The following is a 14,874-nucleotide window of genomic DNA, read 5'->3' on the forward strand; positions in this document are numbered from 1 at the left end:
CGCATGCGCCTCGATCGCCTCGATCTCGTCCGTTACGGCAAGTTCACCGACCGCAGCCTCGACTTCGGCGTGCCTAAGCCCGGCAAGCCGGATTTCCACCTCGTGCACGGCCCCAACGAGGCCGGCAAGTCGACGCTCTTCTCCGCCTATCTCGATCTTCTCTTCGGCATCGAGAAATCGAGCGCCTACGGCTTCCTCCATCCCTATTCGCTGATGCGCGTGGGCGGGCGGCTGACCGTCGGCACGGAGCGCCACGAGGCCTATCGCCTCAAGCGCAACCAGACCTCGCTCGTCGCGGCCGACGACCGGCCGTTGCCCGACGCGCTCTTCGCCCCGGTGCTCGGCAGCATGGATCGCGGCGTCTACCGCACCATGTTCTCGCTCGACGACGAGAGCATCGAGAAGGGTGGCGAGGATATCCTGAAGAGCGAGGGCGAACTCGGCGCCATGCTTTTTTCGGCAAGTTCCGGCCTTTCCGACATGGCCACCGGCCTTGCTGCGCTGAAGGCGGAAGCCGACGAATTCTACCGGCCCTCCGGCCGCAAGCATGGCCTGTCCGTGCTCAAGGCGGAGATCGAGGCGCTGGCCACTGAACGCAAGACTCTGGACGTTGCCGCCCGCGACTATGGCGTGCTGGTGCGCGAACGCGACGCCGCGGCCTCCCGGCATGCCGAGGTGACGGCCGCCCGGAGCGAAGCGCGCGCCGTGCTGGCGCAGGTGGAGCGCAGCCTTTCCGCGCTGCCCTATCTTCGCCGCATGCGGGCGCTGCGGACGGAACTCGGCGCCTTCGACCTCGGAGCGTCGCCGCCGGCCGGCTGGCGCTCCCTTCTCGGTGACCTTGCCCGCGAGGAGGCGGAGATTGCCGCCCGCACCGCGCGGGTCGTCACGGAGCGCGAGCGGCAGGAGGAAGAGCGCGAGGGGCTGCCGGAGGACGACGCCGTGCTGGGCGCGCAGGCGGATATCGCGGCGCTCTCCGGCTCGGCGCTCGAAGCGCGCTTCCGCACGGCGGCGATGGACCTTTCGCACCGCGAGGCGGATCGGAGCCGGCTGGCCGTGACGATCGGAACGGGCCTCGCCGCGCTCGGCCTTTCGCCGGAGGCCGATCCGGCAAAAGTCCTGCTTGCGCCGGGACTTGCCGAGAAATTGACCGCCCTCCTGTCGCGCCGGGTTGCGCTGGCCGAGCGCTCGGAGGCCGCGCTTCGCGAGCAGGCCGAGGCGGAAAAGGCGCTGGAGGCGGCAGGCGGCGGAGCCAATGCTCTCGCTACGGACGAGTCAGGAGAAGAAGAGGCGTTGCAGACCACGCTCGGCGCGATCCTGCGCGCGGCCCGCGCCGCCGATCTTCCCGCGCGCTTGCGTGATGCTCGTCGCCACGTCGCTGTCGCGCGGCAGGAAGCGGACGATGCGCTGGCCCGCCTTGCCCCCTGGACAGGCACGGCGGCGGCACTCGAAGGCATGCATGTCCCGGCATCGGCGGAAATCGAGGGCCTGCACGACCGGTTCGACGCGGCGACCGAAACGTTGCGGCGCCAGCGCGAGCAGGTTGCCGCGCTTGCCTTGGAAGTGGCTACCGCCAAGGCGACGCTCGATGCGCTCCGCAAGGCAACAGGTGCAGCGGGAGAGGAAGAGGCCGGCCGATTGAGAGCGGCGCGCGAAGCGGCCTGGCAGGCCCATCTGGGCCGTCTTGACCGGGATACCGCCGCACAATTCGAAGATGCCATGCAGGCGGACGACCGCGCCATGGACGCGCGCCTGCGCAATGCCGACCGTCTCTCGGAACTACGCGTCCTCGAACGCACCACGGCCGAGGGCAGGGCGCGGCTCGAAACGCTGCGGAATGAAACGACACGCCTGGAGCAGGCAAGGGCGGAGATCGCGGCGGACGTAGCCGCGTTCGCTCGCCGCCTCGACCTGCCAGAAACGACGCCGCTGGCAGAGACGACCGCCTGGCTCGAAAGGCGGGCTGTGGCGCTGGAGAAATTCAGTGAACTTGCGCGCCGGACGCTGGAGGCCGATCTGGTCGAGAAGGAAGCGGGAGATGTTCTCTCCCGGCTGTCCGCCCATCTTCCGGCCGCGCTCGCCAGGGACACGGCTATCGACGAGGCACTGTTCCTGGCGGAGGACCGGCTGGAGGCCTTGAAGGCCGCACGAATCGCGCGGCTTGCCGCCACGGAGCGTCTGGCGCGCGCGCAGGCCGATGTCAAAACTCGCCGCAAGACCGCGGAAGAGGCGGTCTCTGCGCTCGCGGCATGGCAGGAGGCATGGAGAGGCGCGATTGCCGGCACATGGCTGGCGACGGACGGGGCCCCCGCCGAGCCCGAGCGCCTCGCCGCGCTGCTGCCGGCCTTGCAGGCGCTCGGCCAGAATGTCGAGCGGCGAAACGAGCTGGATCACCGCATCGCCGCCATGCGCCGCGACCAGCAGGACTACGCCGCCCAAGCGCGCCGGCTTGCCGAGCGGCTGTCCGAACCGTTTGATGCGGACGAACCGCTGTCGACCGTGGCCGGTCTCGTCCGCCGTCTTGCGGCAGCCGGGACCATCCGCGAAAGGCGCGAGGCCATCGACAAGGCGTTGCTGCGGCTCGATGAGGAGGGGGGGGCGCTGGAAGAGCGCCGCTCCGTCCTGACATCGCGACTGTCGGAAATCTTCGCCTTTCTCGGCTGCGACACGCTCGCGGAAGCGGGGATGCTGCTCGAAGCCTACCGCAAGCGCGACGACGTCCTTGGCCGGGTCGAAGATGCGGCGCGCGATCTTGCGCAGCAGATGCGGGCGGAAACCGCCGAGGAGGCCGAGGCGCTGCTTGCGGCGGTCGACGAGGACCAGCTTGCCCGGGAAAAGGGCGACCTTTCCGCCCGGCTGGACGAGTTCGACCGCGAGGTGGAGGAATTGCATGCGGCGCGGGCACGGGCGGAAGAGGCGCTTGCCAGGATCGCCGGCAGCGACGAGGCGGCCGCGCTGGAAGAACGGCGGCGCACGGCGCTGATCGAGCTTGCGGAACGGTCGCGGCGCTATCTTTCAACGCGCGCCGGCATCATGGCGGCCGAGCAGGCCCTGCGGCTCTATCGCGAGCGCCATCGCAGCGCGATGATGGAGCGTGCCTCGAAGACGTTCCGCGATATCACCGGCGGCGAATATGCAGGCCTTTCGACGATGCTGGAAAAGGACAGCGAGTTCCTCGTCGTCAACGCGGGCGCAGGCGGCTCGAAGCTCGTCAGGGACCTCTCCAAGGGCACGCGCTTCCAACTCTATCTTGCGCTGCGCGTCGCAGGGTATCACGAGATCGCCGCCAGCCGCGAGATCGTGCCCTTCATCGCCGACGACATCATGGAGACCTTCGACGACGCGCGCGCGCTGAACGCGTTGCGCGTCATGGGCGACATGGCGTGTGGCGGGCAGGTGATCTACCTCACGCACCACCAGCACCTGCGCGATCTCGCGCGGCAGGCCTGCCCGGACGTGACGATCCATGAATTGTGAGGGCTGAAACGTTTGCACTCTCAAGAAAGCGTTAATGTCCGGAACTTGACTTGCCCTGTGGTAAATGGTTCTTGGCGCACCATCGGCACCGCTGCGAAGCCTGCTTCGCGCGGCGCTCCGCCTTTGCGAAACGGACAGGCATGACGATGAGGACCGGGAAAGAGGCGACCATGTGGGAGCGGGGTTTTGCACCCGTCGGCTTCCTCGTGCTGCTCTTCACGCTGTTCCTCTCGCAGTTTTCCCTGCCGGAAAACGCCGGCAATGCCGGCCCGCCGCAACGCGCGGCAGCCGAAGGCGGCGTCGCGCCGTCGCCGCTTTCCATTGCTGGCGACGACCTCTGGTTCCCGGCGAGCGGCCATGCCGAACGGCGGGTCGCCAAGGCGAAGACCGGCTTGCCGGAAGGCGATGCCGGCGGCAAGGCGTTCGTTCCGGGCGCCGGTGCGCTGCTCTATCCCTTTGATACCGCCTCGTCCGAGGTCTTTACCGCTGCCGATGACGCGACGCCGATGCCTTCCGGCCATGCCGCGTTCCGCAGCCGCGCGCCTCCGGCTCTTGCCGCGTAAGGCCTTGTGGCGTCGCTGACGCCGCGCCATTCGATTGAAATTTCGATCCCAGCGGACGGCGCCGATCCATCGTGGCGCGCTATCCGGCAGTTGAAGTGGAACACCCCATGAAAACCTCCAAATGGGCATTGTTTGTCTCCGCCGTCATCATCCTCTTCGGGGTGCTCGCGGCCGTGCCCAACGTGCTGACGCCTGAACAGCAGGCGAAATACGGGCGTTTCCTGCCCGCCAATCCCGTGACCCTCGGCCTCGACCTGAAGGGCGGCTCGCACCTCGTGCTCGAGGTCGATTCCGCGGCGCTGCGCAAGGCGCGCATGGATGCGCTGCTCAACGATACGCGTGCCATCCTGCGCACGGCCGGCGAGCGCGCTTCGGCCGCCCGCCTCGCCGGCACGACGCTGACCGTGACGCTGCCGGACCAGGCGGCGCTCGACAAGGTGCTGCCGGAAGTGCGCAAGCTCGCGACGCCGACCTCCACGCTCGGCTTCGGCACCGGCTCCTCCGATATCGACGTCGCCACCAGCGGCCTCGTCATCAACGTTACGCTGACGGAAGCCGGCATCAACGAGCGCATGTCGGCCGCCGTCGAGCAGAGCCTTGAGATCATCCGCCGCCGCGTCGACCAGGTCGGCGTTGCCGAACCGCTCATCCAGCGCGTCGGCGGCGACCGCATCCTCGTCCAGCTTCCGGGCCTGCAGGATCCGACGCGCCTGCGCCAGCTTCTCGGCTCGACTGCGCAGATGAGCTTCCACATGGTCGACCAGACCGTGGACCCGAACAGCGTCGCCCCGCGCGGCGTGATGATCCTGCCCGGCGCCAACGATCCCGGCAAATATGCCGTGGAAGAGCGCGTCGCCATTTCCGGCGACCGCCTGGCCGACGCGAAGGCCGGCTTCGACCAGCGCACGAACGAGCCGATCGTCTCGTTCAGCTTCGATTCCACCGGTGCGCGCCAGTTCGCGGAAATCACGCAGGCCAATGTCGGCAAGCCCTTCGCCATCGTCCTCGACGGCAAGGTGCTGACGGCGCCGGTCATCCGCGAGCCGATCATCGGCGGCCAGGGCCAGATCTCCGGCAACTTCAACCCGCAGGAAGCGACCGTTCTGTCGGCGCTGCTGCGCTCCGGCGCCCTGCCGGCACCGCTCACCATCATCGAAGAGCGTACCGTCGGCCCGAACCTCGGCTCGGACTCCATCCGCATGGGCCTCTATACCGGCTTTGCCGGCCTTCTCGCCGTCGTCGTACTGATGCAGGTGCTTTACGGCTCCTGGGGCCTCATCGCCAATCTCGGCCTCGTGCTGCACACGGTGCTGACCATCGGCCTGCTCGGCATCCTGGGCTCCACGCTGACGCTGCCCGGCATCGCCGGCATCATTCTCGGCATCGGCATGGCGGTGGACGCCAACATCCTCATCAACGCCCGTATCCGTGAAGAAACGGCGGCGGGCGCGGGTGCGATGAAAGCGCTCGATGTCGGTTTCAACAAGGCCTATGCCACCATCGTCGACGGCAACATGACGACCATGGTCGGCATGATCCTGCTCTTCATGTTCGGCTCGGGTCCGGTGCGCGGCTTCGCGATCACCATGATCATCGGCCTTGCGATCTCGATGTTCACCTCGATCACCTTCGTGCGCTTCCTGATGCGCGAGGTCGTCTCCCGCCGCAAGATGAAGAAGATCGAGATCCACTCCCTCTTCGGGCAGGTCTGGAGCATTCCGAGCTTCTCCTTCATGCGCGGACGCTACATCGCCATCGCCATGTCGGCGTTCATCTCGACCAGCTCGATCATCCTCTTCTTCACGCCCGGCCTCAACTACGGCATCGACTTCGTCGGCGGCATCCAGGTGGAGGCGACGTCCAAGACGCCGATCGACCTCGCTCCACTGCGCGCGAAGATGGAAGGCCTCGAGCTTGGCGAAGTGGCGCTGCAGGAATTCGGCCAAGGCACGTCCGTCCTCGTTCGCGTCCAGCGCCAGCCGGGCGGCGAAGAGGCGCAGACCGCAGCGCTCCAGAAGATCCGCGACGGCGTTGCCGAAGTGATCCCGGACGCCAATTTCGAACGTACGGAAGTGGTCGGCCCGACGGTCAGCACCGAGCTTGCCCGCTCCGGCTTCCTTGCCGTCGGCCTCGGCATGCTGGCGATCCTGATCTACATCTGGTGGCGCTTCGAATGGCACTTCGCCGTGGGCGCCATCGCGACGCTGATCCTGGATATCACCAAGATGATCGGCTTCTTCTCGCTGATGCAGATCGACTTCAACCTGACGGCCATCGCCGCCGTTCTGACGCTGATCGGCTATTCGGTCAACGACAAGGTGGTGGTGTACGACCGCATGCGGGAGAACCTGCGCAAGTACAAGTCGATGCCGTTCTCCGATCTCATCGACCTGTCGATCAACCAGGTGGTCATGCGATGCATCTTCACCTCGGTCGCCGTGGCGGTCTCGCTGCTGCCGATGGCGATCTGGGGCGGCGATACGGTGAAACCCTTCGCCTGGCCGATGCTGTTCGGCGTCATCGTCGCCACGACCTCGTCGATCTATATCGGCGGTCCGATCCTGCTCTTCCTCAGCCGCTGGTGGAAGGATCGCGATACCGCGCGGGCGGTCACGACCGGCACGCCGGCCCCGGAAGCTTGAAACCGGAAGCTTGAAACCAGAACGGGCGCCCTTGAGGCGCCCGTTTCGTTTCAGGGAAAGCGGGAGGGGCTGAAGGTCTCCGCCCCGATGCCCTCGCGGGCAAGCGGTTCCGGCACCGCGCTGCCGGTGAGGAGGGCCGCGGCATGACTGCCGAGGGCGGGCGAGGTGAGGATGCCGTAGCCACCCTGGCCGGCGAGCCAGAAGAAGCCCGGTTCTTCCCTGGCGAAGCCGACGACGGGAAGGCGATCCGGGGAGAAGCTGCGCATGCCGGCCCAGCTCTTGAAGACGCGGCGCACGCTCAGCGTCGTCGCCTCCTCGATATAGTGGGCGGCATAGGCGATATCGAGTTCTTCCGGCTGCACGTCCGCAGGCTCGCAGGGCGTGGCATCGGCGGGCGAGGCGAGGAGGCGGCCACCCTCCGGCTTGAAGTAGAACTCTTCCTCGATCTCGTTGATCTCCGGCAGGCGGCTGGCGTCGATGCCCTCCGGCAGGTCGACGGTGATGGCCGTGCGCCGGTGCGGCACGATGTTCCTCGGCCGGACGCCGGCAAGCTCCGCGACCGTATCCGCCCAGCCGCCAGCCGCGTTCACCAGCACGCCTGCGGCGATGGTCTCCTCGCTGGTCTCGATCAGCCACGTTTCCGCGACGCGCCGCGCGCTGGCGAACTGGCGGTTTTCGAGGATCTGCGCGCCATGCCGCCGGGCATGGCGGGCATAGGCCTGCAGCAGGGCATCGACCTCAATGTCCCAGTAATCAGGATCGAAATAGGCTGCCGCAACATAGGCGGGATCGAGGATCGGCGCGCGGGCAACGAGGGCGGCTTCCTCGAGCCACTCGACGCCGGCGCCGAGTGCCCTGGCCTCCTCGAAACGTTGCCGCACCAGCGTCTCCTTGCCGTGCGTGCCGAAGAGCACGCTGCCGCGCGCAATGAGGAGCGGCACGTCGGCAAAACCTTCGGGCGGTGTCGTCAGGAAAGCATGGCTGGCGCGGGCAAGCGCATTCACCAGCGGAGCGTTGTCGCGCAGGGTGAATTCTGCCGCCGAGCGGCCGGTGCTGTGGTAGCCGAGTGCGTTCTCCCGTTCCAGCACGACGACGGAGCGATGTGGGCTCAGGAAATAGGCGAGCGAAAGGCCGGCAATGCCGCCGCCGATGATTGCGATGTCGTAAGTCTGCATGGCCGCTCCCTCGATCTCGATAGAATAGGCCTACGCAAGCCCCCGGCATTCTTCAAATTTATAGAGGTGAAGGCGGATATCAGCCGGATTGATGCGGCTCGCCCCAGCGCCACGGCGGCACATCGTTCATATGGGCGAGGAAGGCCCGTTCGGCGGGGTTGAGCGCCGAGCCGGGATTGGTGATGCGGAACGTCTCCGTCACCGGCAGATCGTCATAGGGCGGAAGCTGCCAGAGCTCGCCCGCTGTCAGCGCCGCGCCGGTCAGGTGCGCGGGCAGCATGCCGATGCCCGCATTGGCGACCACCAGCCGCAGCACTTCCTCCACATTGAAGGCGAGTGCGCGCACCTGCTGGCCGAAGGAGCCCACCGCGCGCACCGCCGTCACCGGTCCCATATGCGGCCCGCCGAGCACGTCGGCGAGGAAGCTGACATAGGGCTCGCCGCGCAGATCCTCCAGCCGCGCATCGAGGGCGCCGAACAGCCGGTGCCCGCGTCCGCAATAGAGCGCATAGCGTTCGTAGCAGAACGGCACCTTCTCCAGCCCATCGGGGATGATGCCGTCCGAGAGCCCGAGCGTCGCCACGCCCCGCTCCACGGAGCGGATGACGTCGGTCGTCGTCTCGACCGTGACGCCCACGGTGACGCGCGGATGCAGGCGGAAGAAATCGGCGATCGCCCGGTCCCAGGCGGGGTTCATCGCATGGCTGACGGCGTGGATGGTGATGTGGCCGGAAATGTCTTCGCCGGAGGGTTCCATCGCCTCCGGCAGGCGCACGATGGCAGTGAAGATGTCATGGCAGAGCGCATGCAGGCGCTCGCCGGCTTCCGTCAACTCGAAGCGGCCCGGGCTGCGGTCGATCAGCCGATGGCCGACCGACTGTTCCAGCCGCTTCAGCGCCATGCTGACGGCCGGTTGCTGCAGCAGCAGCCGGTTGGCCGCCCGCGTGATCGAGCCTTCCTCGACCACGACGACGAAGGTGCGCAGGAGGTTCCAGTCGAGATTGTGGGCGAAGCGTTCGAGGCGGTTGATCGGCATGCGTGTAGCTAGGACGGCGGCGGCAGGAAAGGCAAGGGCCGGCGGCCCGGCGACCGCCAACAATGTGATCGGGCGGGCGTGTTTTTTTCGGAACCAAATTTGCCCCGGGCGCATTGCGCCTCCCGAAATGAAGGGGAAATGCGTTATGTGGGAACGGTTTAGCACCAGCGGGCTCGCGGGATCCTATGTCGACGAGCCGCTGGCTTCAGGCGTGAAGGCGCGCATGGAGTTCCGCCCGAGACGGGCAATGGACCCGTATCCGTTCGTCGTCAGCCTGACGGAGGAAGGCGAGGAGGAAATCGGGCTTTCGCGGGTCTACCGCCTGGTCGCTGTCCGGCCCGAGCCTTGACCGGAACGGGGAAGGAGGCGGCCGGAGCCGCCCCCTGATACCTTACTTCATCGTGTAGATGTCGATGGAGAAGTACTTGTCGTTGATCTTCTGGTAGGTGCCGTCCTCGCGGATGGCCTTGAGGGCCGCATTCAGCTTCTCGCGCAGGTCGTTGTCTTCCTGGCGAACCGCGATGCCGACGCCTTCGCCGACGAACTTCTTGTCGGTGATCGGCTCGCCGATCAATTCGCAGCAGGCCTTGCCGTCGTCGTTCTTGGTCACCCAGTCGAGCAACGGGATCATGTCGCCGACCTGAAGGTCGAGGCGGCCATTCGCGATGTCGAGGTTCACTTCGTCCTGCGTGGGGTAGAGCTTGATCTCGGCATCCGGATAGACGGCTGCGGCATAGTCCGCCTGCGTGGTGCCGGACTGGGCGCCGATCGTCTTGCCCTTCATGCCTTCATTGGTGAAGTCGGTGATGCCGGCGCCCTTCGGCGCGGCATGGGTCATGGCGGCGAGATAGTAGGGGTCGGTGAAGTTGACCTGCTTCTTGCGCTCTTCGGTGATGAACATCGAGGCGATGATCATGTCGTATTTCTTGGCGACGAGGCCGGGAATGATGCCATCCCAATCCTGCGCGACCACTTCGCATTCGACCTTCATCTTCTCGCAAAGCGCAAGTCCGATCTCGACGTCGAAGCCGCCGAGCTTGCCGGCGGAATCCTGGAAGTTGAAGGGCGGGTAGGCGCCCTCCGTGCCGATCTTCAGCGTCTCCGCGGAAGCCTGAGCGGAAAGGAGGGTGGAGCCTGCGAGAGCCAATGCGAGCAGTGTTTTCTTCATGGTCGTTCCCCTGTTCTGATTGTGACCGGTGGGAACGGTAGCGCGGGGCCGCGCATAAACGAAATAGATAGCCATGATGTTCGCTATCATTCCCGTTTATGCGCTTGCTGGCTTACCAGCGGGCGTGCACATGCGGTGCGACGAGCCGGTAATAGATCTCGCGCGTCGCCTCCATCACGTCCTCGGGAATGGCCGGCAGGCTTGCCGCACCGGCATTGGCCCTTGCCTGCTCGCCGTTGCGCGCGCCGGGAATGACGACGCTGACGGCCTCCGCCATCAGGATCCAGCGCAGCGCGAAGGCGGCCATGGTGGCGCCGGCCGGCACCAGCGCACGGATTTCCTCGACGGCCTGAAGCCCGGCCTCGAAGGGTACGCCGGCAAAGGTCTCGCCGACGTCGAAGGCGTCGCCCTGACGGTTGAAGTTTCGGTGGTCGTCGGCGGCAAAGGCCGTGTCGCGCGTGATCTTGCCGGAGAGCAGGCCGCTTGCCAGCGGCACGCGGGCGATGACGGCGACATGGCGACGGGCGGCTTCCTTGAAGAAAAGCTGCGCCGGGCGCTGGCGGAACATGTTGTAGATGATCTGAACGCTGACGACGCCGGGATATTCGATCGCCTTCAGCGCCTCCTCGACCTTCTCGACGCTGACGCCGTAATTGGCGATCTTGCCGGCGGCCTTGATCTCCTCCAGCGCCTGGAAGACCTCGGGGCGGTAATAGACCTCCGTCGGCGGGCAATGGAGCTGTACGAGGTCGAGGCGCTCGACGCCGAGATTCGTCAGGCTCCGGTCGATGAAGCCTTCGAGGTTTTCCCTGGTGTAGCCATCAGCGACATGCGGCGAGAGCCGGCGCCCGGCTTTTGTGGCCACCATCGGGCGCTGGCCGCCACGCTCCTTAAGCACGTCAGCGATGATCTTCTCCGAGCGGCCGTCGCCATAGACGTCGGCGGTGTCGATGAAGCTCATGCCGGCATCGAGCGCGGCGTGAAGCGCGGCGCGGCCGTCCGCTTCGCTGACATCGCCCCAGGCGCCGCCGATCTGCCAGGCGCCGAAGCCGATATCCGTGGTGGTGAAACCCGTGCGGCCGAATTTGCGATGTCTCATGAAAATATCTCCCGGCAAAAATGGATGTGCCGGGAGGTAGCACTCCGCTCGGGAGCGGACAAGGAACGACGCTCAGGCCGCTGTGATTTCGACGAGATAGAAGGCGGCACTTTCGCCCGCCGGCAATACTTCGGCCGTTTCCGCCCCGTCGAGCAGGAGGGCGTCGAGCGGCTGGAGGCCGACGAGCCCCGCTTCGGTGGAAACGCCAAGCGGTTCGAGCGCCAGCAGCAGGCGCTCGCCCAACAATGCCGCGAGCGGCTGTGCGCCGTCGGCGACATGATGCGTGAGCCTGTGTCCGAAAACCCCGCGCCGCGTCATCACATTGAGGTCGGTGATCGGTCCACCCGCAAGGCGCGCCGTGGTCGGTGCGTCGGCGGGGAAAGCGAGGGGCTCGGATTGCGGTGTCAGCCGTTTCTCGCCAAGCCTCTCGATGGAGAGGTCCATGCCGTCGCCGGAAAGCACCGCCAGCGTGCGGTCGATGCCGGGAAACACGGAGAACGGCCCGTCGCTGGCCACCGTCGCCATGCTGACGCGCCAGCCGAAATCCGCAAGGCTTGCGCCCTGCGGATGCACGATCACCTCGACCGTCTCACCGCCGCCGTTCTTCCACGGCATGCGGCGATGGTCGCTGTTGCGCATGAGGCGCGTCATCAGGCGAGCCAGCCCATGGAGACGGCAATCCAAGCCACCGGCGCGGTAACCAGGATGCTGAGCGCGGTGCGGATATACCAGATCACGATCAGGTCACGCATGGACAGCGGGATGGAAGTCGCCAGGACGCAGGGGATCGAGGCCGACAGGAACAGGACCTGGCTGACCGAAACCACGGCGGCGACGAACTTCAGCGCGATGTCCGCATCTTTCAGCAGGATCGCCGGCAGGAACATTTCGGCAAGGCCGGAGGCCATCGACTTGGCGGCAAGCATCGGGTCGGCGAACTGCGCGATCCAGGTGAAGGGATAAAGCGTGAGGCCGATGATGTCGAAGAGCGGCGTATATTTCGCCGCCAGCAGGCCGAGAAGGCCCACGGCCATGATGCTCGGCAGGATGAGCGAGGCCATGCGCAGTCCGTCGAGGAAGGTATCGCGCAGCAGCGAAAGCAGCGGCGGTGCGGCCTGCGCCTGGTCGATGCCGACATCGATCGCCGTCTGGATGCGGGACTTGCCGGTCGGAAGGGCCTGGTCACGGTCGGCCGGATGCTCCTTGCCGGCAATCGGCCACAAGCGCGCGGTGATGGCCGACACCACGAAGGTCACGACGAATGTCGTCCAGAAATAGAGGTTCCAGCTACCCATCAGGCCGAGCGTCTTGGCGACGATGATCATGAAGGTGGCCGAGACGGTCGAAAAGCCGGTCGCGATGATGACGGCCTCGCGCACCGTATATTTGCCTTCCTTGAAGACGCGGTCGGTGATGAGCAGGGCCAGCGAGTAACTGCCGACGAAGGAGGCGACGGCGTCGATGGCCGACCAGCCCGGCGTGCGCCAGATCGGCCGCATGACGGGCTGCACGAGCACGCCGGTGAATTCCAGGAGGCCGTAGCCGATGAGGAAGGCGAGCGCCAGTGCCCCGATCGGCACGATGAGGCCGACGGACAGAACGAGCTTGTCGAACAGGAAGGGCAGCATGTCAGGCGCGAAGAAGATTTCCGGTCCGATGCCGGCGAGGTACATGCCGGCAAGGACGAGGCCGAGCACGCGCAGGACGGAGAAGATCATCTCCGTGGTGTTCTTCTTCCATGTGCCCCGGATGAAGGGGCCGACCGCGCCATAGGCAATGAGAAGGCACACGAAGGTGACGGCGACGGGGCGCATCCCGGTGGCGAGCGCCGTGGCGGCATGGTCGAGCAGGATCGTCGACTTGCCCGCGATCGTGACCGGCACGAAGAAAAGGAAGATGCCGATCAGGCTGAAAATAACGAGTTTGAGACCGGCGCTGGCCCGCGAGCCGCCGTCGTTGCTGGTAATGTCTGTCATGGGGTCCTCCTCCCGTCGAGGGAAACAAAAGGGGGCGGCATGACGCCGCCCCGAATGGTTCGATCAGTTGCCGAGGATGCCCGGCAGGCGCAGGCCCTTTTCCTTCGCGCAGTCGATCGCGATGTCGTAGCCCGCATCCGCATGGCGCATGACACCGGTCGCCGGGTCGTTCCACAGGACGCGGCCGACGCGCTCGGCGGCCTCATCCGTGCCGTCGCAGCAGATGACGACGCCCGAATGCTGCGAGAAGCCCATGCCGACGCCGCCGCCGTGGTGGAGCGACACCCAGGTCGCGCCGGAGGCGGTGTTGAGCAGGGCGTTGAGCAGCGGCCAGTCGGACACGGCGTCCGAACCGTCCTTCATCGCTTCCGTCTCGCGGTTCGGCGAGGCGACGGAACCCGAATCGAGGTGGTCGCGGCCGATGACGATCGGAGCCTTCAGCTCGCCGTTCTTTACCATCTCGTTGAAGGCGAGGCCGAGGCGGTGGCGGTCGCCGAGGCCGACCCAGCAGATGCGCGCCGGCAGGCCCTGGAAGGAGATGCGCTCCTTCGCCATGTCCAGCCAGTTGTGCAGGTGCTTGTTGTCGGGCAGCAGCTCCTTCACCTTGGCGTCGGTCTTGTAGATGTCCTCCGGATCGCCCGAGAGTGCGGCCCATCGGAACGGGCCGATGCCCTTGCAGAACAGCGGGCGGATATAGGCCGGCACGAAGCCCGGGAAGGCGAAGGCGTTTTCAAGACCTTCTTCCTTGGCGACCTGGCGGATGTTGTTGCCATAGTCGAAGGTCGGGATGCCCATGTCCTGGAAGGCGATCATCGCTTCCACATGCTCGCGCATGGAGGCGCGGGCGGCCTTTTCGACGGCCTTCGGGTCGCTCTCGCGCTTGGCCTTCCATTCGGCCATCGTCCAGCCCTTCGGCAGGTAGCCGTTGATCGGGTCGTGCGCCGAGGTCTGGTCGGTGACCATGTCCGGACGGATGCCGCGGCGGATCATTTCCGGCAGGATTTCGGCAGCGTTGCCGAGCAGGCCCACGGACTTGGCTTCGCCGGCTTTCGTCCAGCGGTCGATCATCGCCATGGCTTCGTCGAGCGTTTCGGCCTTTTCGTCGATGTAGCGAGTGCGCAGGCGGAAATCGATCGAATCGGGATTGCACTCCACGGCAAGGCACGAGGCGCCGGCCATGACGGCGGCGAGCGGCTGGGCGCCGCCCATGCCGCCGAGGCCGCCGGTCAGCACCCACTTGCCCTTGAGGTTGCCGTTGTAATGCTGGCGGCCGGCCTCCACGAAGGTCTCGTAGGTGCCCTGCACGATGCCCTGCGAGCCGATATAGATCCACGAACCGGCCGTCATCTGGCCGTACATGGCAAGACCCTTCTTATCCAGCTCGTTGAAATGGTCCCACGTCGCCCAGTGCGGCACGAGGTTGGAGTTGGCGATCAGTACGCGCGGGGCATCCTTGTGCGTGCGGAAGATGCCGACCGGCTTGCCGGACTGCACGATCAGCGTCTCGTTCTCTTCCAGATCGCGCAGCGAGGCGACGATCTTGTCGAAGTCGGCCCAGGTGCGGGCGGCGCGGCCGATGCCGCCATAGACGACCAGTTCGTGCGGGTTTTCCGCGACGTCGGGGTCGAGGTTGTTCATCAGCATGCGCAGCGGCGCTTCGGTCAGCCAGCTCTTGGCTGTGCGCTCGGTGCCGGTGGCGGCGCGGATTTCGCGGATGTTGTGGCGGGGATTGTCGGTCATG

The 14,874-nt window shown here is 66.3% G+C and carries 11 protein-coding genes; 4 read left to right on the forward strand and 7 right to left on the reverse strand.

Translation table 11 applies throughout. From position 1 onward, the window contains the following. Positions 1–3 precede the first annotated feature (3 nt). From Q9316_RS06975 to secD, 3 genes are all read left to right on the forward strand, one after another. A complete protein-coding gene (locus tag Q9316_RS06975) occupies positions 4–3,474 on the forward strand; it encodes an AAA family ATPase (RefSeq protein WP_306034495.1) in 3,471 nt (1,156 codons plus the stop codon). A 140-nt stretch (positions 3,475–3,614) separates the two neighbouring features. Next, positions 3,615–4,037 (forward strand): hypothetical protein, encoded by a 423-nt coding sequence (locus tag Q9316_RS06980; RefSeq protein ID WP_306034496.1) that lies wholly within the window; start codon positions 3,615–3,617, stop codon positions 4,035–4,037. Between the two features lie 107 nt (positions 4,038–4,144). Further along, entirely contained in the window at positions 4,145–6,679 is a 2,535-nt protein-coding gene (secD, locus tag Q9316_RS06985; protein ID WP_306034497.1) for a protein translocase subunit SecD, read from the forward strand. 50 nt (positions 6,680–6,729) lie between these two features. Here the strand turns inward: secD and Q9316_RS06990 are convergent, their stop codons facing one another. Further along, a complete protein-coding gene (locus tag Q9316_RS06990) occupies positions 6,730–7,854 on the reverse strand; it encodes an NAD(P)/FAD-dependent oxidoreductase (protein WP_306034498.1) in 1,125 nt (374 codons plus the stop codon). Positions 7,855–7,933: 79 nt separating this feature from the next. Continuing rightward, positions 7,934–8,890: a LysR family transcriptional regulator gene (locus Q9316_RS06995; protein ID WP_306034499.1), complete on the reverse strand. Its 957-nt coding sequence runs from the start codon at positions 8,888–8,890 to the stop codon at positions 7,934–7,936. Positions 8,891–9,035: 145 nt separating this feature from the next. Between Q9316_RS06995 and Q9316_RS07000 the strand changes: the two genes are divergently transcribed. Further along, positions 9,036–9,239, forward strand: a complete 204-nt coding sequence (locus Q9316_RS07000; protein WP_306034500.1) for a hypothetical protein — start codon at positions 9,036–9,038, stop codon at positions 9,237–9,239. Positions 9,240–9,281: 42 nt separating this feature from the next. Here Q9316_RS07000 and Q9316_RS07005 read toward each other — a convergent pair whose 3' ends face one another. The 5 genes from Q9316_RS07005 to hutU all read right to left on the reverse strand — a co-directional run bounded on the left by Q9316_RS07005 (position 9,282) and on the right by hutU (position 14,873). Continuing rightward, positions 9,282–10,058, reverse strand: a complete 777-nt coding sequence (locus Q9316_RS07005) for an ABC transporter substrate-binding protein (RefSeq protein ID WP_306034501.1) — start codon at positions 10,056–10,058, stop codon at positions 9,282–9,284. A 112-nt stretch (positions 10,059–10,170) separates the two neighbouring features. Continuing rightward, positions 10,171–11,157, reverse strand: a complete 987-nt coding sequence (locus Q9316_RS07010; protein ID WP_306034502.1) for an aldo/keto reductase — start codon at positions 11,155–11,157, stop codon at positions 10,171–10,173. A gap of 72 nt (positions 11,158–11,229) precedes the next feature. Continuing rightward, positions 11,230–11,808, reverse strand: a complete 579-nt coding sequence (locus Q9316_RS07015) for a HutD/Ves family protein (protein ID WP_306034503.1) — start codon at positions 11,806–11,808, stop codon at positions 11,230–11,232. Then, complete coding sequence (locus tag Q9316_RS07020) at positions 11,808–13,133, reverse strand: YjiH family protein (RefSeq protein ID WP_306034504.1); 1,326 nt, start codon at positions 13,131–13,133, stop codon at positions 11,808–11,810. The genes Q9316_RS07015 and Q9316_RS07020 overlap by 1 nt, the downstream gene beginning before the upstream one ends. A 63-nt stretch (positions 13,134–13,196) precedes the next feature. Continuing rightward, complete coding sequence (gene hutU, locus Q9316_RS07025) at positions 13,197–14,873, reverse strand: urocanate hydratase (RefSeq protein ID WP_306034505.1); 1,677 nt, start codon at positions 14,871–14,873, stop codon at positions 13,197–13,199. Position 14,874: the final 1 nt, after the last annotated feature.

This window comes from Shinella zoogloeoides (assembly GCF_030733845.1).
GTDB lineage: Bacteria > Pseudomonadota > Alphaproteobacteria > Rhizobiales > Rhizobiaceae > Shinella > Shinella zoogloeoides_C.